Origin of the sequence: Kitasatospora sp. NPDC007106 (assembly GCF_040634455.1) — a bacterium.
Taxonomy (GTDB): Bacteria; Actinomycetota; Actinomycetes; order Streptomycetales; family Streptomycetaceae; genus Kitasatospora; species Kitasatospora arboriphila.
Genome location: NZ_JBEYFP010000067.1, coordinates 1 through 19,382, shown reverse-complemented (window position 1 = coordinate 19,382; position 19,382 = coordinate 1). Strand labels below are relative to the sequence as shown.

16 protein-coding genes are annotated in these 19,382 nt (G+C 74.2%); 7 read left to right on the top strand and 9 right to left on the bottom strand.

Annotated elements, in window-relative coordinates; genetic code table 11:
* Positions 1 to 88: 88 nt before the first annotated feature.
* Positions 89 to 556, bottom strand: a complete 468-nt coding sequence (locus ABZ641_RS09805; protein WP_344626645.1) for an RDD family protein — start codon at positions 554 to 556, stop codon at positions 89 to 91.
* Positions 557 to 786: 230 nt separating this feature from the next.
* Here ABZ641_RS09805 and glnA point away from each other — a divergent pair, with 230 nt between their 5' ends.
* Positions 787 to 2,202, top strand: a complete 1,416-nt coding sequence (gene glnA, locus ABZ641_RS09800) for a type I glutamate--ammonia ligase (RefSeq protein ID WP_263105714.1) — start codon at positions 787 to 789, stop codon at positions 2,200 to 2,202.
* A gap of 3 nt (positions 2,203 to 2,205) precedes the next feature.
* Here glnA and murQ read toward each other — a convergent pair whose 3' ends face one another.
* Positions 2,206 to 3,174, bottom strand: coding sequence for an N-acetylmuramic acid 6-phosphate etherase (gene murQ, locus ABZ641_RS09795; protein WP_359980485.1), 969 nt, complete (start codon positions 3,172 to 3,174; stop codon positions 2,206 to 2,208).
* Positions 3,171 to 5,315 carry a cytochrome P450 gene (locus ABZ641_RS09790; protein WP_359980482.1) on the bottom strand — a complete coding sequence of 715 codons (2,145 nt, stop codon included), beginning with the start codon at positions 5,313 to 5,315 and terminating at the stop codon, positions 3,171 to 3,173. The genes murQ and ABZ641_RS09790 overlap by 4 nt, the downstream gene beginning before the upstream one ends.
* A gap of 179 nt (positions 5,316 to 5,494) precedes the next feature.
* Here ABZ641_RS09790 and ABZ641_RS09785 point away from each other — a divergent pair, with 179 nt between their 5' ends.
* Positions 5,495 to 5,854 carry an ArsC/Spx/MgsR family protein gene (locus ABZ641_RS09785; RefSeq protein WP_344626639.1) on the top strand — a complete coding sequence of 120 codons (360 nt, stop codon included), beginning with the start codon at positions 5,495 to 5,497 and terminating at the stop codon, positions 5,852 to 5,854.
* A 51-nt stretch (positions 5,855 to 5,905) separates the two neighbouring features.
* On the opposite strand, the gene ABZ641_RS09780 is transcribed toward ABZ641_RS09785, so the two are convergent.
* Positions 5,906 to 6,376, bottom strand: coding sequence for a pyridoxamine 5'-phosphate oxidase family protein (locus ABZ641_RS09780; RefSeq protein ID WP_344626638.1), 471 nt, complete (start codon positions 6,374 to 6,376; stop codon positions 5,906 to 5,908).
* A gap of 40 nt (positions 6,377 to 6,416) precedes the next feature.
* Here ABZ641_RS09780 and ABZ641_RS09775 point away from each other — a divergent pair, with 40 nt between their 5' ends.
* Entirely contained in the window at positions 6,417 to 6,962 is a 546-nt protein-coding gene (locus tag ABZ641_RS09775; protein WP_359980478.1) for a DUF1697 domain-containing protein, read from the top strand.
* A gap of 69 nt (positions 6,963 to 7,031) precedes the next feature.
* Here ABZ641_RS09775 and ABZ641_RS09770 read toward each other — a convergent pair whose 3' ends face one another.
* Positions 7,032 to 9,281: a terpene synthase family protein gene (locus ABZ641_RS09770; RefSeq protein WP_359980476.1), complete on the bottom strand. Its 2,250-nt coding sequence runs from the start codon at positions 9,279 to 9,281 to the stop codon at positions 7,032 to 7,034.
* Between the two features lie 226 nt (positions 9,282 to 9,507).
* Complete coding sequence (locus ABZ641_RS09765) at positions 9,508 to 10,476, bottom strand: DUF1152 domain-containing protein (protein ID WP_359980473.1); 969 nt, start codon at positions 10,474 to 10,476, stop codon at positions 9,508 to 9,510.
* 135 nt (positions 10,477 to 10,611) lie between these two features.
* On the opposite strand from ABZ641_RS09765, the gene ABZ641_RS09760 reads away from it, so the two are divergent.
* Complete coding sequence (locus tag ABZ641_RS09760; RefSeq protein WP_359980471.1) at positions 10,612 to 12,018, top strand: MBL fold metallo-hydrolase; 1,407 nt, start codon at positions 10,612 to 10,614, stop codon at positions 12,016 to 12,018.
* Between the two features lie 9 nt (positions 12,019 to 12,027).
* On the opposite strand, the gene ABZ641_RS09755 is transcribed toward ABZ641_RS09760, so the two are convergent.
* The gene (locus tag ABZ641_RS09755; RefSeq protein WP_344626633.1) at positions 12,028 to 12,714 is read right to left on the bottom strand and encodes a TetR/AcrR family transcriptional regulator C-terminal domain-containing protein; all 687 of its coding nucleotides are present in this window, start codon (positions 12,712 to 12,714) and stop codon (positions 12,028 to 12,030) included.
* A gap of 77 nt (positions 12,715 to 12,791) precedes the next feature.
* Between ABZ641_RS09755 and ABZ641_RS09750 the strand changes: the two genes are divergently transcribed.
* Positions 12,792 to 14,225, top strand: a complete 1,434-nt coding sequence (locus ABZ641_RS09750; protein ID WP_359980468.1) for an FAD-dependent monooxygenase — start codon at positions 12,792 to 12,794, stop codon at positions 14,223 to 14,225.
* 7 nt (positions 14,226 to 14,232) lie between these two features.
* Here the strand turns inward: ABZ641_RS09750 and ABZ641_RS09745 are convergent, their stop codons facing one another.
* Both ABZ641_RS09745 and ABZ641_RS09740 read right to left on the bottom strand, forming a co-directional pair.
* Complete coding sequence (locus ABZ641_RS09745) at positions 14,233 to 14,958, bottom strand: hemerythrin domain-containing protein (RefSeq protein ID WP_359980465.1); 726 nt, start codon at positions 14,956 to 14,958, stop codon at positions 14,233 to 14,235.
* Between the two features lie 344 nt (positions 14,959 to 15,302).
* On the bottom strand, positions 15,303 to 16,337 hold the full coding sequence (locus ABZ641_RS09740) for an alpha/beta hydrolase-fold protein (protein WP_344626630.1): 1,035 nt from the start codon (positions 16,335 to 16,337) through the stop codon (positions 15,303 to 15,305).
* Between the two features lie 446 nt (positions 16,338 to 16,783).
* Here ABZ641_RS09740 and ABZ641_RS09735 point away from each other — a divergent pair, with 446 nt between their 5' ends.
* Positions 16,784 to 17,527: an SDR family oxidoreductase gene (locus ABZ641_RS09735; RefSeq protein ID WP_344626629.1), complete on the top strand. Its 744-nt coding sequence runs from the start codon at positions 16,784 to 16,786 to the stop codon at positions 17,525 to 17,527.
* 283 nt (positions 17,528 to 17,810) lie between these two features.
* Complete coding sequence (locus ABZ641_RS09730; protein WP_344626628.1) at positions 17,811 to 19,196, top strand: glycoside hydrolase family 16 protein; 1,386 nt, start codon at positions 17,811 to 17,813, stop codon at positions 19,194 to 19,196.
* The last annotated feature ends 186 nt before the right edge of the window (positions 19,197 to 19,382 follow it).

Sequence of the window (19,382 nt, the reverse complement as noted above, 5' to 3'; positions counted from 1 at the left end):
GCCGCGAATCCTCGCGGCGGGGCCGTTCGACGTTCCGGGTCCGGCACGGGCCGGGGACCGGCCCGTGCCGGGCACGGGGTGCCGGGTGTCAGATGCGGACCTCGACAGTGCCGACGGCCTTGTCGTGGAGGCCGCGGGTGTCGCGGTCCCAGATCGCGGCCGGGACGATCAGGCAGAGCAGCAGGGTGCGCAGCAGCACCTGCGGGATCGAGGCGCGGGCGCCGTCCAGCCGGACGACGCGCAGGCCGAAGAGCCGCTTGCCGATGGTGGTGCCGCTGGTGGCGAGCAGGACGACGGTGACCACGTAGAAGAGCGGGGTCGTCCACAGGTTGGCGCCGGCCTGGTCGCCGCGGGAGAGCAGGCCGTAGGCGACGAGGCTGCAGAGCCAGCCGTCGACGAACAGGGCGCCGAGGCGCCGGCCGGGGCCGGCGACGGAGCCGGGGCCGTCCTTCGGCAGACCGAGGCGCTCGCCGCGGTGGCCGAAGTCGGCGCCCATCTTCTCGGCGGCGGCCTTCGGCCCGTCCAGCCACGATCCCAACGCATCTCTGGTGTCCACGAAATCCACAGTATCCGGGCTTCACGTGCGATCTTCCGGGGCCTCCCCCGACACGCACGGTGCCTGCCGGGCGGCGCTGACCACGAATGACCGTTTTGGCGGTTTTGCACTGGCCCGTATGACTTTGCCCACAGTGGGGTCGGTGCTGGTTAACATGCAGAGGACGGGGAAATCACCATCCGGAAACGGCCGGCTCCTACGGTTGGCCGGACCGCAGCTGAGGAGGATCGATGTTCACCAACGCCGACGAGGTCAGGCAGTACATCACGGACAACGACATCAAGTTCGTCGATGTCCGGTTCTGCGACCTGCCGGGCGTCATGCAGCACTTCTCAGTGCCTGCCTCGACCTTCGACCCGTCCGAGATCCTGATGTTCGACGGTTCCTCGATCCGGGGCTTCCAGGCCATCCACGAGTCCGACATGGCACTCGTCCCCGACCTGGCGACGGCCCGGCTGGATCCGTTCCGCTCCGAGAAGCACCTCAACATCAACTTCTTCATCCAGGACCCGATCACGGGCGAGGCCTACAGCCGCGACCCGCGCAACGTCGCCAAGAAGGCGGAGGCCTACCTCGCCTCCTCCGGCATCGCCGACACCGCGTACTTCGGCCCGGAGGCCGAGTTCTACGTGTTCGACGAGGTCCGCTACGAGACCAGTGCGAACGCCTCGTACTACCACATCGACTCGATCGCCGGCGCCTGGAACACCGGCCGGATCGAGGAGGGCGGCAACCGCGGCTACAAGGTGAAGTACAAGGGCGGCTACTTCCCCGTGCCGCCGGTGGACCACTTCGCCGACCTGCGCGCCGAGATGTCGCTGGAGCTCGCCGCCGCCGGCCTGCAGGTCGAGCGGCAGCACCACGAGGTGGGCACCGCCGGCCAGGCGGAGATCAACTACAAGTTCAACACCCTGCTGCACGCCGCCGACGACCTGATGCTGTTCAAGTACATCATCAAGAACGTGGCGTGGCGGAACGGCAAGACCGCCACCTTCATGCCCAAGCCGATCTTCGGCGACAACGGCTCCGGCATGCACGTCCACCAGTCGCTGTGGACCGAGGGCTCGCCGCTCTTCTACGACGAGCAGGGCTACGCCGGCCTCTCCGACACCGCGCGCTACTACATCGGCGGCCTGCTGCGCCACGCGCCCTCGCTGCTGGCCTTCACCAACCCCTCGGTGAACTCCTACCACCGCCTGGTGCCGGGCTTCGAGGCGCCGGTCAACCTGGTGTACTCGCAGCGCAACCGCTCCGCGGCGATCCGCATCCCGATCACCGGGTCGAACGCCAAGGCCAAGCGCATCGAGTTCCGCGCGCCCGACCCGGCGTCCAACCCGTACCTGGCCTTCGCCGCCATGCTGATGGCCGGGCTGGACGGCATCAAGAACAAGATCGAGCCGCTGGAGCCGGTCGACAAGGACCTCTACGAGCTGGCCCCCGACGAGCACTCCGCGGTGCCGCAGGTGCCCGCCTCGCTCGGCGCCGTCCTCGACGCGCTGGAGGCCGACCACGAGTACCTGCTCGCGGGCGGGGTGTTCACCCCCGACCTGATCGAGACCTGGATCGACTTCAAGCGCACCAACGAGATCGCCCCGATCGCCCTGCGGCCGCACCCGCACGAGTTCGAGCTCTACTTCGACCTGTAGGCCCTACGGCGCGCCATCGGCCCCCGTCCCCGCCCCGGGGGCGGGGGCCGCGGTGCGCCCGGCGGCGTCCAGGGCCTCGCGCAGGCGTCCGCCGTGGGCGGCCAGCAGGCAAGCGGCGTCGGCGGGGGCGAGACCGGTGAGCAGGGTGAGGACCGCGGGCTTCACCTCGCCGCCGGCGGCGTCCAGGGCGCGGTCGGCGGCCTCGGGGGCGGCCCCGGTGGCGAGGGCGACGATCCGGCGGCAGCGGGCCCTGAGCTTCTCGTTGGTGGCCCGCAGGTCGACCATCAGGTTCCCGTAGGTGCGGCCGAGCCGGACCATGGTGATCGTCGACACCATGTTGAGCACCAGCTTCTGCGCGGTGCCGGCCTTCAGCCGGGTCGAGCCGGTGAGCACCTCCGGGCCGACCACCACCTCGATCGGGTGCTCGGCCGCCGCGCCCAGCTCGGAACCGGCGGTGCAGGCCAGTCCGACCGTCAGGGCGCCGCGGGCCCGGGCGTGCGCGACGGCCGCCACCGCGTACGGCGTCCGCCCGGAGGCGGAGACCCCGATCACCGCGTCGTCCGCGGTCAGGCCGATCCCGTCCAGGTCCGCGACGGCCAGCCCGCGGTCGTCCTCGGCCCCCTCCACGGCGTTCAGCACCGCCTCCGGGCCACCCGCGATCAGGCCGACCACCAGCTCCGGGTCGGTGCCGAAGGTGGGCGGGCACTCGGCGGCGTCCAGCACCCCGATCCGCCCGGCGGTGCCCGCCCCCGCGTAGACCAGCCGCCCGCCCCTGGCGAGCCGCGCGGCGATCGCGTCCACCGCCGCGGCGATCTCCGGCAGCCGGCGGCCGACCGCCTCGGGCACCGTGCGGTCCTCGCCGTTCATCAGCGCGGCGATCTCCAGCGTGGGCAACCGGTCGAGGCCCGCCAGCTCGGGGCGGTGCGCCTCGGTCGCCAGGGTGTCCAGCCGGGCGCGGAGGTCCTCCGTCACGGCGCACCGCCTTCCGTGGTCATGGGGGTCGCGGTGGGCGCGGACGACGTCGGGGCGGGCGCGGCCAGGCCCGGAAGGGTCTCCTGCTCGCCCTCGACGACCCGCACCGGATCCTGCGGGCCGCGGCACTCGCGGCCGAGGCGCAGCATCCGGGAGAGCGGGTCGTGCAGCAGGCGGCCGCAGCGCCGGCACCGGACGCGCTCCGGCAGCAGTGGCGGGACGGGCGGGATCAGGGCGGGCTGGGACATGGGCCGATTCTCGCGGTAATCCGGTCGCGGCGGCACCGCCCGGCCCGGAAGAATCCCCGCATGTCCGCCGCGCGCCGCACCACCCCGACCGTGTACGTCTCCGTCGACGTCGAGGCCGACGGCCCGATCCCCGGCCCGTACTCGATGCTCTCCTTCGGCGCCGCCGTCGCCGGGCACCACGACGCGGACGGCTTCCGGCGGGCCGGCCGGCAGGCGGCCGGCTTCTACCGCGAACTGCGTCCGGTCTCCGAGCGCTTCGACCCGCAGGCACTGGCCGTCTCCGGGCTGGACCGGGCGGCGCTGCTGACCGGGGGCACCCCGCCGGAGGCGGCGATGGCGGCGTTCTGCTCCTGGGTGGAGCAGGTCTGCGCCGGGCCGGACGGGCGGCGGTACCGGCCGGTCATGGTGGGCTACCCGGCGCCGTACGACTGGCTGTTCCTGTACTGGTACCTGATGGAGTTCGCCGGGCGCAGCCCGTTCGGGCACTCGGGCTGCCTGGACGTGAAGACGCTGTACGCGGCCCGGGCCGGGGTGCCGTTCGCCGGGATCGGCAAGCGGTCGATGCCGGCCTCGCTGCTGCCGGACCTGCCGCACACCCACCACGCGCTGGACGACGCCCGCGAGCAGGCGGAGCTGTTCGCCAACCTGATGGAGTGGGACGGGCCGGAGCACTGAGTCAGGCCGCCCGGACGGGCAGGGTGCGGTACCCGCGCAGCACGAGGCGGTCGCGCCGCTCGGCGCGCCCGGCCGGGGCGAGAGCGGGGACCGGGCGAACAGCGCGGGCAGCGCGATCCGGGCCTCCAGCCGGGCGAGTTGGGCGCCGAGGCAGTAGTGCGGGCCGCCGCCGAAGCTCAGCGGGTGGCTGTCTCGGCGGGTGGGGTCGAAGCGGGCCGGCTGCTCGTACCGGGCCGGATCCCGGTTGGCCGCGCCGAGCAGCACGAAGACGCCGGTGCCGAGCGGGGCGGGGACGCCGCCGACGTCCAGGCCCTCGGCGAGGGCGATCCGGGAGGTCAGCTGGACGGGCGAGTCGTGGCGCAGCACCTCCTCGGTGAGGCCGGCCGGGGTGACGGCGCCGGACCGCAGCCCGGCGGCGGCCTCCGGGTGGTCGAAGAGCAGGGCGACGGCGTTGCCGAGCAGGTTGGTCGTCGTCTCGAAGCCGGCGACCAGCAGCAGCACCAGGTTGGCGAGCAGCTCGTGGCCGGAGAGCAGCTCGGGCTGCGCCGCGCCGACCTGCACGAGGGCGCTGACCAGGTCGTCCTGCGGGTGGGCGCGGCGGGCGGCGGCCAGCCGGGTGAAGTAGTCGGACAGCTCCTCGGCGGCCGTGTCGGCGGTGGCGAGTTCGCCGTCGTCGGTCAGCAGCTCCAGCGCGGCGGTGAGGTCGGAGGCGAGGCCGCGGAAGCGGTGCCGGTCGGCCTCGGGCACGCCGAGCAGCTCGCAGACGACGCCGACCGGCAGCCGGAACGCGAAGGCGTCCATGAAGTCGACCGGGCTGCCGTCGGCGCCCTGCGCGGCCATCGTGTCGAGCAGCCGGTGGACGGCGGCGGTGACGGCGGGCTCCAGTGCGGCGACCCGGCGGGCGGTGAAGACGGAGGAGATCAGCGAGCGCATCCGGCCGTGGTCCGGCGGGTTGCGCTCCAGGATCGAGCGGCTCAGCAGCACCTTCGCCGGGTGGTCGGCGAAGCCCGGCTCCCACGCCTCGCGCTGCACCGGGTCGGGGACCCCGAAGGCGGGGTTGCGCAGCACCTGGTCGCAGGCGTGGTGGCCGACGGCCATCAGCACCCCGGGGCCGCAGGGCGCGACCGGCCCGAGGCCGTGCGCCAGCTCGTACAGCGGGTACGGATCCGCCCGCCCGTCGGGGCCCACCAACTGCTCGATGATCGCTGCGCCGTCCATCCCGCGGCCTCCCTCTCGCGTCCTGCGGGTACAACCCTCCGGTACGGGGCGGGAGTTCCCGGACGGCCCCGGAACCACCCGCCGGCGTGAGGGGTGGCCCGCGCGGCGGCGGGAGTGCGGAGGCCGGCGCGGACGTCCGGCGCCGGAGGGGTCCGGGGCGCCCTCGCTAGGCTGGCGGCATGGAGATCTGGATCAACCCGCGGTGCAGCAAGTGCCGCAGTGCCGTCGCGGACCTGGACGCGGCTGGCGTCGAGTACACCGTGCGGCGCTACCTGGAGGAGCCGCCGACCCCGGCGGAGCTGGCGGACGTGCTGTCCCGGCTGAACCTGGAGCCGTGGGACATCACCCGGCTGGACGAGGCCGCGGCCGGGGAGCTGGGCATGCGGCAGTGGCCGCGCGAGGAGGCGGACCGGGGGCGCTGGATCGCGGCGCTGGCCGAGCAGCCGATCCTGATCCAGCGTCCGATCATCACGGCGGACGACGGGCACGCGGTGGTGGCCCGGACGCCCGAGGCCGTCCGCTCGGTGCTGCCCGAGTAGCGGTTCCCCGAGCAGCGGCGGCCGCCCGCGCGGTGGCTGCCGGACCGCCGTTCAGGTCCGCTCGAAGACCCGGACGCCCTCGCCCCGCCGCCAGGCGTGGATCACCAGCCGGTCGCCGGCGACGGTGGTGAGCACCACCTCCTCCGGTTCGAGCCGGAAGGCGTGGAAGGCGCCGGGCGGCGCCTCGGGGAGGTCGCCCTCGTAGGCGGCGAGCTCGGCCGGGTCGGTGATCTCGACGGCGGTGCCGGAGACCTTGGCGTCGCCGTCGGCCATCGACCCGTCGCCGGGGTTGCTGTGCAGCGCGAAGCGGCCGTCCCGGCGCAGGTCGAGGGCCTTCACCGCACCGTGCATGGAGCCGACGGTCAGGTCGGCGCCGATGAACCGGACCTCGGTGCCGCTGACCCGGGGCGCGCCGCCGCGCCGCAGGGTGGCCAGCACGTGGTGCTTGTTCGCCTCGAACCGGGCCCGCACCAGCGGGGCGAGATCCGGCGCTTCGTACTCGAAGTCCTGCCAGGTCGTCATGGTCCCCAGTCTGGCAGTGCCCGCTGCCAGACTGGGGACCATGACGCAGACGTACACCGCCTTCCTCCGTGCGATCAACGTGGGCGGGCGCACGGTGACCATGCAGCGCCTCCGCGAGCTCTTCGAGGAGCTGGGCCTGGCGCGGGTGCGGTCGTACATCCAGAGCGGGAACGTGTTCTTCGAGACGGAGGAGGCCGACCGGGCGGCGCTCACCGCGCGGATCGAGGAGCACCTGGAGCGGGCGCTGGGCTACCCGGTGCCGACGGTGCTGTGCACGCTCGACGAGCTGGAGGCGATCGTCGCGGCCGACCCGTTCGCCGGGATCGAGGTGACGCCGGAGCTGCGGCTGTGCGTACTGTTCCTGTCCGAGCCGCTGCCGGCGGAGCTCGCCCCGCCCGCCTCCTCCCCCAAGGGCGACTGGGACCTGGTGGGCGCGACGGCGAACGCGGCCTTCGTGGTGCTGCACCTGCAAAACGGCCGGCTGGGCGGCAACCCGGCCACGCTGTTCGGCAGGGCCTACGCCGGGACGGCGACCTCGCGTTTCTTCCACACCACCGTCAAGATCCTGGCGGCGGCGAAGAAGTGAGCCGGGCGCGGGGAACCTCGCGGTTCCCCGCGCCCGTCACGGGCCCCGGCGGGCCGTCGGGGGCACGTCTCAGGGCAGGGCGGGGACGGCCGGGGCGGGCAGCCGGACGCCCGCGGTGCCGAGGCCGGTCGGGCCCGGCGGCACCTGGACCTGCGGGGCCTGGACCGGTGCCGTGGGCAGCACCGGGCGGTGGTGCCGGGCGCTGTCCTCCTCGGTGTAGCGGCGGCACTCCCGGTGCCAGGTGAGCACGGCGGCCATCCAGTCCTGCAGTTCGGCGACGTAGCCGTCGAGCACCGCGCGGGCGGCCGCGTCCAGCTCGAAGTCCTCGTGGAGCTGCGGCAGTTCGTGGTCGGCGACGTGCTGGAACTGGCTCAGCCGGGACTTCATCAGGTCGAGCACGATGCCGAGCGCGGTCGGGTGGTCGCAGTCGAAGAAGTTCTCGGTGACCAGCACCAGGTTGTGCAGCTCGCCCTCGTGCTCGACCTCCTTCCGGTACGAGAAGACGTCGTTGACGAGCATCGCGTAGTCGGCCGCGGAGTTCTCCAGGGCCAGCATCGAGGCGTGCCGGTGGACCTCGTCGGGGACGCCGGGGCCGTGGCCGAGCCGGGCGAGGCTCATGGTGAGGTCGGAGCCGAAGGTGAGGCGGCGCATCTCCAGGTAGTCCACCGGGTCGGGGATGCGGTTCTGCGCCTGGTTGAGCATCTCCCAGAGCCAGGAGTCGAGCATCCGCTCGACCGCGGCGCGGAAGCGGCGGCGGGAGCCGTCGTCCATCGGCTCCGCGGTGCGGGTCCACAGGTCGGCGAGTCCGCGCTCCAGGCCGTCGAGCGGGTCGGCGGCGGGGCCGTCGTCCAGCGGCATGAGGGCGAGCAGCCGCTCGTTGCGCCGCCTGGCGCCGGCGAGGTCCCGGGCGGCGCCGTGCACGGCCGGGTAGAGGTCGTCCGCGTAGGTGCCCCAGGCGAGCCAGTCGGCGGCCAGGTCGAGCTGGTCGGGGGCGGCGTCCGGGGCGATGCCGGCGGCGCAGAGCGCGAAGTCGAAGTCGACCAGCTTCTCCTCCGTCCAGACGCCGGGGACGGGGTCGATCAGCCGCACCTGCCGGGCCCAGTCGACCAGCCGCTGCCGGGCTCCGTCCAGGTGCGGGTTGAGCCTGGTCGGGAAGGGCATCTCGAACTCGGGCAGCGGCGCGGGGGCGACCGGGCGGAACGGGGTGTGGCCGAAGCTGCGGGCGCGGGCCGGGTCGGTCAGGCCGCGCAGCGCCTTGAGCAGGTCGGCGGCCTCGGTGCCGACGCCGGTCGGGCCGGGCAGGTCGGGGACGCGCTCGGCCGCGGCGCCGCCGCCGTTCATGTAGCGGCTGGAGCGCAGGTGCCACTCGTGGCCGCCGGACTGCCAGTCCTGGAGGCCCTTGACGTACTTCATGACGTCGGCGGCCTCGCCCGCGTCGAGGCCGTGCTCGGCGAAGAGCAGCGGGAGTTCGGCGAAGACGGTGTTCTCGAACTGGTGCAGCCGGGAGGTGAGCAGGTCGTTGACCCGCTCGGCGGCCTCCTGGGTGGGGCAGCCGAGGAAGGTCTCCAGCACCAGGACGCCGTTGGAGAGTTCGCCCTCGTCCTCGACCTCGCGCTGGTAGGAGAAGAGGTCGTTGCGCAGGTGGACGCCGTCGGAGAAGGCGTCGCGCAGCACCCGCATCGGCCGGGAGGCGGCGATCGCGGCGGGGACCTCGGCGCCGACGGCGTGTTCGACCAGGCCGGCCGACCAGGGTGCGCCGCCGACCTTGCGGCGCATCTCGATGTACTCGACCGGGTTGGAGATCCGGCCGGCGTTGATGTTGGAGAGCTCCCACATGGACTCCTGGAGCAGGTGCTCGGTGGACTCCCGGAAGCGCTCGCGCCAGTCGGTGGACATGCCGGGCACGGTGCGCAGCCACAGGTCGGCGAGGCCGGCCTCGACGGGGTTGGTGGGCTCGGGCGTGCCTTCGGCGAGGTCCATCGGCATGAAGGCGGGCAGCCGGTCGAGGTAGGCCTTGCCGCCCCTGCGGTCCTGGGTGCGCTTGAACAGCTCCAGGAAGTGGTCGTCGAAGAAGAAGACCCAGACGTACCAGTCGGTGACGAGGGCGAGTTCCTCGGCCGAGCAGTCGGGGTGGGTGTAGGCGCACAGCAGTGCGTAGTCGTGCGCGTCGAGGTCGTGCTCCTCCCAGACGCCCGAGCCTTCCAGCATCCCCATGCCGCGGGCCCACTGCTTGGTGTGGGCGCGGGCGTGGTCGAGGTGGGGGTTGAGCGTCGCCGGGTGCGGGACGTAGAAGTCCGGGAGCTCGAAGGGTTGTGGCACTGCCGGGTCGCCTTTCCTGGGCCGTCCGGCGGTCCGGTCGGGTGCGTCCGGGCCGGCGGTCATGATCGCGGCGGAGTCTGCCCGAGCGGCGGCGGCGACACACCGTCGGCGGAGCGGGTGCGGAGGCACGGACGCCCGGTGCGCGCCGGGCGTGGACCACTGCCCGCCCGGCGCGTACCGGACCGTGTACGCCCCTACGGCGGCCGGCGGGCCGGGGCGGCACCGGTCAGTGCGGGAAAACCCGAGGTGGGCGCTGTGCGGGCAGCTCGTCGCGGAACTCCTCGACGACCGAACTGATCTGCCGCATCAGAACGGTCCGTTCGATCCGGTCGAGGTAGAGGTGCCGGGCGGCGAGCGCCTCCACCGTGACGCCGAACCAGAGCGTCATCAACGGGTTGACGAACAGTTCACCGCCCTTCGTCCGCTCGGTGAAGCGGACGTCGCCGAACTCGCCGCGCAGCGCGGCCGCGACCGAGCCGTGCACGATGCTGGGGTGCTCCGGGCAGGAGGCCCGGGCGTGCTCGACGGCGTCCAGGTAGAGCGCGCCCTCGCGGCTCTCCCGCGGCAGCGAGAACGCACCCAGGTAGCCGCCCGCGCGGTCGAGCGCGGCGAGGTTCTCCAGCACCAGCGCGTGGTTGACCCCGTGGTACGCGTCGACGCCGAAGCCGAGGCAGGCGACCAGCCGGGTCGGGAGGTGGGCGAGGCCGGCGACGGCGGCCAGGCTGGCCATGTCCTCCTCGGGCGTGCCGAGCCCGGCCTCGTCGCCGCGCATCAGGATGTCCGTCCCGCCGTCCACCAGCAGCACCGCGTCGACGCCGAGGTGGTCGGTCAGCGCCCGGTAGGCCGTGCGCAGCGGCCGGACGCCCACCGAGGCGAACGCCCAGACGGTGTCCGGCATGCCGTGCAGCCGCAGCCAGCGGGCCAGGGTGCGCTCGGGGAAGTACCGCTCGGCGCTGCGGGTGTCGGGGCGGATCGCGGCGACGTCCGGCGCGAGCCAGACGTCGGTGTCCAGGCCGTACAGGTGGCTGAAGGAGAGGTTGGCCAGGTGGACCTCCTTGCCGGCGGCGCGCAGGGCGAGGGCGATCGGGAGTCCGGCGTAGACGTCGAAGCCGCCGCCGGCCCCGGCGACCAGGATCCGGCCGGCGGCCCTGAGGCGGGTGAGCAGCGGCGGCTCGAAGAGTGCGGGAGCGGTCATCCGGCGGACCTTACCGGTGCGTTCCCGGCCGGGGGTGCGAGTTTTGCCCCGCCCCTCCCCGGACGCTCCCGGGGTGCTTTCGCGGAGTGGAGGAGAGATACCCCCAGGGGTACCCTGAAACGGGAAGGGGCAGCGATGTTCTTCATCGACACCGTGGAACTCACCGGCCTCGGCAACCGCAGCTACCTGGCGGGCGGCGCGAGGGCCGGCGTGGTCGTCGATCCGCCGCGCGACGTCGACCGGCTGATCGCCGCGGCCGCCCGGCACGGGGTGCGGATCGCGCTGGTGGTCGAGACCCACGTGCACAACGACTACGTCAGCGGCGGTCTGGAGCTCGCCCGGCTCACCGGCGCCCGCTACCTGGTGCCCGCCGGCGCCCGGGTCTCCTTCGACCGGGTGCCGGTCGTGGACGGCGACGTGCACCCGGTGGACGCCGGACTCGCCCTGCGGGCCGTCGCGACCCCGGGGCACACCCCGCACCACACCGCCTACGTACTGGAGGAGGACGGCCGCCCGGCCGCCGCCTTCACCGGCGGATCACTGCTGATCGGCACCGTCGGCCGCCCCGACCTGGTGGAGCCGCGGCTCACCGAGCAGCTGGCCCGCGCCCAGCACGCCTCCGCGCACCGGCTGGCCGACGCCCTCCCCGACACCACCGCGGTGCTGCCCACCCACGGCTTCGGCAGCTTCTGCGCCGCCGGGCACGCGGCCGGCGCCCCCGCCGGGACGACCGTCGGCGCCGAGCGCACCTCCAACGACGCCCTGGTCAAGGACGTCGACACCTTCGTCGCCGACCTGCTGGCCGGCCTGGACGACGTCCCCGCCTACTACGCCCACATGGGCCCGGCCAACGCCGCCGGCCCGACGCCGGTCGACCTCACCCCGCCCCGGCGGGCGGACGCCGCCGAGCTCGCCGCCCGGCTGGCCGCCGGCGAGTGGGTGGTCGACCTGCGCAGCCGGGTCGCCTTCGCCGAGGGCCACCTGGCCGGCTCGTTCAACATCGAGGGCACCGGCAGCCTCGCCACCTACCTGGCGTGGCTGATCCCCTGGGGCAGGCCGGTCACCCTGCTCGCCGCGACCGCCGAGGAGATCGCCGCCGCCCAGCGCGAGCTGGTCCGGGTCGGGATCGACCGGCCCGCCGCCGCGGCCACCGGCGGCCCCGCCGACTGGACGGCCGCCGGCGAGCGGCCGCGCTCCTTCCGCCGGGCCGACTTCGCGGGCCTCGCGGCGGTCCTCGCCGCGCCGTCGGCGAACGGCGGCCGGCCCGTCGTGCTGGACGTCCGCCGGGCCTCCGAGCGGGCCGGCGGCGCGGTCGCCGGGTCGCTGCACATCCCCGTGCACCTGCTGCCCGGCCGGATCGGCGAGGTGCCGCCCGGGCCGGTCTGGGTGCACTGCGCCGGCGGCATGCGGGCGGCCATCGCGGCCTCGCTGCTGGACGCCGCCGGGCGCGAGGTGGTGGCCGTCGACGACTCCTTCGACCGTGCCGTCCGGGCCGGACTCACCGCCGCCCCACGGCGGAGCACCGGCGACGCGGAGGCCTGACGGACGGCGTCAGGGCAGCAGCACGGCCTCGATCCCGGCGACGACCACGGCGAGCCCGCGCTCGAAGCGCCGCTCGAAGTCCTCGAACAGGCCGGTGCCGGAGGCGGCGGCGAGCGGGTGCTCGGCCCCCATGGCGCGGGCCCGCTCCTCGAGGTCGTAGCCGGGGGCGCGTTCGCCCGGCAGCGGATGGACGGCCTGCTCCTCGATGACGAAGCCCACGGTGAAGGAGTAGGCGGTGAAGTAGGCCTCCACCGCGTCGTCGACCGTGAAGCCGCCGCGGACGAAGGCGCGCAGCTGCTCCTCGAAGCGGCCGGCGTGGCCGGTGTCGGTGAGGCGGGTGCCGCTGAAGACCTTGGCGCCGTCGCGGTGGCCGAGCAGGGCGCGGCGCAGGGTGCGGCAGGTGAGCAGCAGCCAGTCGCGCCAGTCGGCGTCGGGGCCGGGCGGTTCGGCGGCGGCCATCCGGCGCAGCATCTCGGTGGCCATCTCGTCGAGCAGGGCCTGCTTGTTGGCGAAGTGCCAGTACAGGGCGGGTGCCTTGACGTCGAGTTCGGTGGCGATCCGGCGCAGGGTGAGGCCCTCCAGGCCGGTCTCGTCGAGCAGGCGCAGCGCGGTGTCGACCACGCGTGCGCGTTCCAGTTTGGCCGCCACGTCCTCCACCTCCGCCGCCGGGCCCGTCCGGCCCGCACTGTGCCGCATCCGCACCCCCTTGACAATTTAACAGCGTTAAGTGGATCCTCGGCGCATCGCCACTTAACAGCGTTAAGGAGATCGGCATGCACACCGAAGTCCTGATCGTCGGCGCCGGCCCGACCGGCCTCGTCCTCGCCTGCGACCTGGCCCGCCGGGGCGTCCGGTTCCGGCTGCTGGAGCAGGCCCCCGGCCTCTTCCCCGGCTCGCGCGGCAAGGGCCTGCAGCCCCGCACCCAGGAGGTCTTCGACGACCTCGGGGTGATCGGCGCCGTCCGCGCCTGCGGCTCGCCCTACCCGCCGATGCGGTCCTGGCAGGGCACCGAGCCCGGTCCCGAGTGGGACCTGATGGAGCGCCGGCCCGCCGAGGACGGCGTGCCCTACCCGGAGGCGTGGATGCTGCCCCAGTGGCGCACCCAGGAGATCCTCCACGCCCGGCTGCTGGAGCTCGGCGGCTCGGTCGAGTTCGGCACCGGCGTGCTCGCCGTGCGGCAGGACGCGGACGGCGTCGAGGTCGACACCACCGCCGGCACCGCCACCGCCGCCTACCTGGTGGCCGCGGACGGCGGCCGCAGCACGGTGCGCCGCGCCGTCGGCATCCCGATGGCCGGCGAGACGGTCGACCCCAAGGCGGCCCTGATCGCCGACGTCCGGATCGAGGGGCTGTCCCGCGACCACTGGCACGTCTGGCGGGACGCCCCCGGCGGGGCCGCGCTGCTCTGCCCGCTGCCGGGCGGCACCGCCCGGGACTTCCAGCTGTTCGCGCAGTACGAGGAGGGCGAGCCGGACACCTCCGCCGAGGGCGTGCGGCGGACGGTCGCCGAGCGCACCGCGCTGCCGGCCTCGGCGGTCCTGGAGGTGCGCTGGGCCTCCGGCTTCCGGCCGCGTGCGGCGCTCGCCGACCGCTTCCGCAGCGGCCGGGTGTTCCTGGCCGGGGACGCGGCGCACGTGCACTCCCCGGCCGGCGGCCAGGGGCTGAACACCAGCGTGCAGGACGCCTACAACCTGGGCTGGAAGCTCGGCCGGGTGCTGCGCGACGGCGCCCCCGCCGGGCTGCTGGACAGCTACGAGTCGGAGCGGCTGCCGGTGGCGGCCGACGTACTGGAGATGAGCACCTCGCTGCACCGGGCCGGCGCGATCGGCCCCTCCGCCAAGCGCGGCCGGCACACCGAGCAGCTCGGCGTCGGCTACCGCGGCGGCCCGCTCAGCGAGGAGCGCCGCAGCGGTCTCGGCGAGGACGACCTGCAGGCCGGCGACCGGGCCCCGGACGCGGCGTGCACCGGCGCCGTCGGCGCCGGGCAGCGGCTGTTCGACGTGCTGCGCGGCCCGCACGCGACGCTGGTCGTCGCGGGTACGGCGCTGCCCGTCCCCGCCGGGCTGCCCGCGGACGTCCGCACGGCGCGGGTCGCCGAGGGCTGGGGCGAGGGCTACCTGCTCGTCCGGCCGGACGGCTACATCGGGCTCGCCACCGCGGACGAGGCCGACCTGGGCCCGTACCTGGCGGCGCTGGGCGCCGCCTGACCGGACGTCAGCAGCCCCGGCCCCAGAGCTGCTCGGAGCAGCGGGCGTAGGTGGCCCGCCAGTGCGGCCAGTGCCGGGCGGTGGCGTCGTCGCAGTCGGCGAGCAGCCGGTCGATCTGGGCCTCGTCGACACCGTCCAGCAGCCAGACCAGGGCGTCCGAGGAGGCCGGGCCGTCGGCGGCGCGCAGCAGGTCGAGGAGCTCGGGCAGGGTGCCGATCCGCGAGCCGGCGGGGAAGATCCCGGCCATCCGCGGCAGCAGCTGGCGCTCCTCGATCCGCAGGTGGGTCTCCAGCCGGGCGGCGAGCTCCTCGACCGCGTAGGCGACCGGCCAGGCGCTGGCCGGGTCCCGGGTGGCGATCCGGACCAGGGTGGTGACCCGGGTGAAGGAGTGGTCGAGGTTGTGGTGGTCGGCCTCCAGCCAGTTGAGCAGCAGGCGCAGCTCCGGCGCGAAGCGGCGCAGCAGCGGCCAGAGCCGGGTGTCCTGCTGCTCGTGGTGGCAGGTGAGCATGGCGGTCATGAAGTCCCAGTGCCGCTGCAGGGCCTGGGCGGCGGCCTCGTCACCGGGCTGCAGCAGGCGCAGGGCGTTGGGCAGCCGGGTGAGGTCGCGGCGCAGCGCCGCGTGCACCAGGCGCAGGCCGGCGAACGGGATGGGCTCGACGTCCGGCATCGGACGCTCCGCGTGCGGCTGGGCGGGGACCTGTGGCGAGTCGACGGGGAGCAGGTGACAGGACATGGCGCTCTCTTCGCGGCTGACTGGGGCTGGAACGGCTCCGGCACCGCGAGTGGTGCTCGGCCTGGGGCTCCAGCGTGCGGAAAGCCCATCAGAGTCGAATCAATGACCGATTGACGCGCAGGTCAGCGGGGTGATCGGGACGTTCGAACGATCCGGTCGATCGCCGCGGGCCCGGGCGCCGGGGTGCCCCGGCGCCCGGGCGGGCGCACTGCGGCTGGAACGGCGCGGGCCGGCGGGCTGCACCCGCCGCCGGAATGGAGTATCCCGCTCCGCGACGGCCGGCGGGGGCGGACTCGCCGAATTCGTCTACCCCGCCGTCGCGCCCGCCGGCCCCCGACGGTGCGTCAGTCCGCCTCCGGTCCGGCCAGGTTCTTGCTCAGCCACTGCAGGGTGTCGGGGATCATCTTCTTGAAGTCGGAGGTGAGGTGCTTGCCGCCGGGCTGCTCGTAGTACTCGACGGTCAGCGGCGGTGCCGCCTTCTTGACCCAGGCCTTGACCAGCCCGGTCTCGTACGCGTTGGAGCCGCCGGCGGTGGCGAGCATCCGCACGTCCGCCTTGCCCAGGGCGACCAGCTGGCCGGGGCTGTTGGCCAGGCGCTCCTGCTCGTGGCCGTGCCAGAGCGGCGAGTCGGGGTTGAAGTAGCCGTCGATCGGGACGGCCGCCTTGAACGTCTCCGGGTGCTGCAGGGCGAGCTTGGCACTGCAGAACGCGCCGGTGGAGGCACCCATCAGGCCCCAGCCGTCGCGGCCCTTCACGGTGCGGAAGTTCGCGCGGACGAAGTCCGGGATGTCCTCGGCCATCCAGGTGCCGATCTTCGGCTGGCCCGGGATGTCGGAGCACTCCAGCGCCTTGGACTCGCTGGAGTTCAGGTTCTGCACCGGCATGATCAGGATGAACGGGTGGGCCTTGCCCGCCTTGGAGAGCTCGGCGTCGATCTTCTGGATCGGCAGCTGGTTGTCCGTCCAGGTGTTGTAGCCGGCGCTCTGCCCGCCCGCGTACAGGGTGAGCACCGGGAACCCGTGCTTGGCGTACGCGGGGTCGTTGTACTGCGGCGGCAGCCAGACCCAGACCTTGCCGCTGACCCCGGACTTCGGGCCGTTCAGCGTGGTCATCATGATCGGCCCGGCCTCGGTGTCGCGGACCTTCTTCAGGTCGGCGGCCGGCCCGGTCGGCATCAGCACCTTCGAGGGCTTCGGCGGCGGCGTGGGGCTCGCGGACGCACTGGACGCGGCCGGCTTCGCCCCGTCCTGCGAGTTCGACGGCCCGCCGGAGCTCCCGCAGCCGGTCAGCGCGGCGGCCAGGGCGGCCGCGGCGGTGCCCGCGAGGAGGGTACGGGTACGGACGGCCCGGCGGCGGGCACGGGAGGGCTGCGGCTGCACGTTCGATCTCTCCGACGGTGGGACGCCCCGGGACGGCCGGACGGCCGCTGCCCCGGGCGGGGCCTGTCCGGGGCGCGGCGCAGCGGCCCCGAACACCCCGGAACGGCACGGTTGCCCGAAGGGCGAACGTCCGTGCCGTTCGTGATCCTATGACGCCGGCCCGCGCGGACCCGGTTGCGACAGGGCGGGCAACCGGCCGACCGGCGGGGATCCACCCCCGCCGGTCGGCGGGGTACGGGAGGTTGCACCAGCCGCGCACCGCCCGGACGGCCGGCGTGTTGGCGGCTCCGACGAGTGACACCGGGCGGCTCTCGGCGCGATCATCGACGGACGCCGGGAGTGCCGCGCGGCCCGGCCCGCCGGACGCCCCGGGCCACCGCCGGACCGCCGCCGGACTTCCGCCGGACTTCCGCCGAAACCGCCGCCGAACCGAGGGAGCACCCGCCGTGCCGCAGCAGATCGCCGTCGTGACCGGGGCGGGCAGCGGGATCGGCCGGGCGGTGGCCCTCGAACTGGCCGCCGCCGGCTGGGTGCCGGTGCTCGCCGGCCGCCGGGCCGGGCCTCTGCACGAGACGGCCGCACTGGCCGGCGGCGGCGCGGTCGCCGTGCCCGCCGACGTCACCGACCCCGCCTCGGTGGACGCACTGTTCGCCGAGGCCGCCGAGCGCTTCGGCCGGATCGACCTGCTGTTCAACAACGCCGGCGCCTTCGGCGCACCCACCCCGGTCGAGGACCTCGCGGTGGCGGACTGGCGGGCAGTGGTGGACCTCAACCTGACCGGCGCCTTCCTCTGCGCGCAGGCCGCCTTCCGGCAGATGAAGGCGCAGCACCCGCAGGGCGGCCGGATCATCAACAACGGCTCGATCTCCGCCCACGTGCCGCGGCCGCACTCGATCGCCTACACCGCGACCAAGCACGCCGTCACCGGCCTCACCAAGTCGCTGTCGCTGGACGGCCGGCCGTACCGGATCGCCTGCGGCCAGATCGACATCGGCAACGCCGCCACCGACATGACCGCGGCGATGGCCGCCGGGGTGCGGCAGGCGGACGGGCGGATCGCCCCCGAGCCGGTCATGGACGCGGCCGACGTCGCCCGCACCGTCCGGCACATGGCGGAGCTGCCGCTGGAGGCGAACGTGCAGTTCGCCACCGTGATGGCCACCGCGATGCCGTACATCGGGCGCGGCTAGAGGCCCGGCCTTCGGGGCTTCCGGGGGACTTCCGGGTGCGGCAGGGATCATGCCGACAGAGACATGACATGAGAGCGCTCTCGACCAGAGAGTGGCGCCGGGCGGGGAAACTGTCAACCCGTCACGTCGATCTGCGAAGGAAGAATCCGACTTCTCGGCTGATACTTCTTCAGTTATTGACACCAATCCCGGGGCGCCGGTACCACTTTCGAGAGCGCTCTCATCCAGTCATGGCAAGGCATCGCAAGGTCCCCTCCGTCCCCACCCCACGAGAGGCACCCCCATGCGGCTCAGACCACGCGTTCGGCACCTGTTCACCGCGGCCGGACTCCTCGGCCTGCTGGCCACCGGCCTGGCGGGCACGATGAACGCCGAGGCGAGCGTGCCCCCGGCCCCCTCCGGCTGGACCCAGGTGTTCGCCGACGACTTCAACGGGCCGGCCGGCTCCGGCGTCAACACCGCCGACTGGCGCTACACCACCGGCACGTCCTACCCCGGCGGCCCGGCCGGCTTCGGCACCGGCGAGATCGAGACGATGACCTCCAGCACCGCCAACGTCGCCCTCGACGGCAGCGGCAACCTGAAGATCACCCCGGTCCGGGACGGCGCGGGCAACTGGACCTCCGGCCGGATCGAGACCAACCGGTCCGACTTCCAGCCGCCGGCCGGCGGCAAGCTGCGGATCGAGTCCCGGCTGCAGATGCCGAACGTCACCGGCGCCGCGGCCAAGGGCTACTGGCCGGCCTTCTGGGCGCTCGGCGAGCCGTTCCGCGGCAACTGGTGGAACTGGCCGGGCATCGGCGAGATCGACATCATGGAGAACGTCCAGGGCCTCAACAACGTGTGGGCCACCCTGCACTGCGGCACCAGCCCGGGCGGCCCGTGCAACGAGACCACCGGCATCGGCGGCCAGCGCGCCTGCACGCCCGCCTGCCAGAGCGGCTTCCACACCTACGCGGTGGAGTGGGACCGCTCCACCAGCCCGCAGCAACTGCGCTGGTACCTGGACGGCGTGCAGTTCCACACCGTCAACTCCGACCAGGTGGACGCGACGACCTGGAACAACGCCACCGACCACGGCTTCTTCGTCATCCTCAACGTGGCCATGGGCGGTGGGTTCCCCGGCGCCTTCGGCGGCGGACCGGACGGCGGTACCGTCTCCGGCGTGCCGATGGTGGTCGACTACGTGAGCGTCTGGCAGTCCGGCGGCGGCAGCACGCCCACCCCGACCCCGACGCCCACCCCCACCACGCCGCCCGGCAACCGGGACGCCTACGGCCCGATCCAGGCCGAGTCCTTCAACGCCCAGTCCGGCACCGCCACCGAGACCTGCAGCGAGGGCGGTCAGGACATCGGCTGGCTGGCCAACGGCGACTGGGCCCAGTACAAGGGCGTCAACTTCGGCTCCACCCCGGCCCGCCAGTTCCTCGCCCGGGTCGCCTCCGGCGCCGGCGGCGGGGTCAGCGGCCTGGTGGAGGTCCGCCTCGACAGCCGCAGCAACGCACCGATCGGCTCCTTCGCGGTCGGCGACACCGGCGGCTGGCAGAACTGGCGCACCGTCCCCGCCAACATCTCCGCGGTGACGGGCACCCACGACGTCTACCTCACGTTCACCAGCGGCCAACCGGCCGACTTCGTCAACGTGAACTGGTTCGACTTCGGCCACTGACCCCGCAGCCCCACGGCCGCGCTCCGGCCCGCCGCGCCCCCCCCCCCCCCCGGGCCGAGGGCGCTCCCGACACGGCCGGCGGGATCGGGAGCGCCGTGGTCCCGGCGGGTGTCCGCGCCGATGTGACGCAGGCTCGGGAACGGGGTGCGGCCCGACCCCGGCATCCCTGTCGTCATGCGGCTCGCC

Bases quoted from the DNA above. Each gene is read 5' to 3' on its own strand.
- glnA (WP_263105714.1), top strand. From the start codon at position 787: ATGTTCACCAACGCCGACGAGGTCAGGCAGTACATCACGGACAACGAC.
- ABZ641_RS09775 (WP_359980478.1), top strand. From the start codon at position 6,417: ATGACGCAGACGTACACCGCCTTCCTCCGTGCGATCAACGTGGGCGGG.
- ABZ641_RS09745 (WP_359980465.1), bottom strand. From the start codon at position 14,958: ATGTCCTGTCACCTGCTCCCCGTCGACTCGCCACAGGTCCCCGCCCAG.
- ABZ641_RS09790 (WP_359980482.1), bottom strand. From the start codon at position 5,315: ATGGACGGCGCAGCGATCATCGAGCAGTTGGTGGGCCCCGACGGGCGG.
- ABZ641_RS09780 (WP_344626638.1), bottom strand. From the start codon at position 6,376: ATGACGACCTGGCAGGACTTCGAGTACGAAGCGCCGGATCTCGCCCCG.
- ABZ641_RS09750 (WP_359980468.1), top strand. From the start codon at position 12,792: ATGCACACCGAAGTCCTGATCGTCGGCGCCGGCCCGACCGGCCTCGTC.
- ABZ641_RS09785 (WP_344626639.1), top strand. From the start codon at position 5,495: ATGGAGATCTGGATCAACCCGCGGTGCAGCAAGTGCCGCAGTGCCGTC.
- ABZ641_RS09760 (WP_359980471.1), top strand. From the start codon at position 10,612: ATGTTCTTCATCGACACCGTGGAACTCACCGGCCTCGGCAACCGCAGC.
- ABZ641_RS09730 (WP_344626628.1), top strand. From the start codon at position 17,811: ATGCGGCTCAGACCACGCGTTCGGCACCTGTTCACCGCGGCCGGACTC.
- ABZ641_RS09755 (WP_344626633.1), bottom strand. From the start codon at position 12,714: ATGCGGCACAGTGCGGGCCGGACGGGCCCGGCGGCGGAGGTGGAGGAC.
- ABZ641_RS09765 (WP_359980473.1), bottom strand. From the start codon at position 10,476: ATGACCGCTCCCGCACTCTTCGAGCCGCCGCTGCTCACCCGCCTCAGG.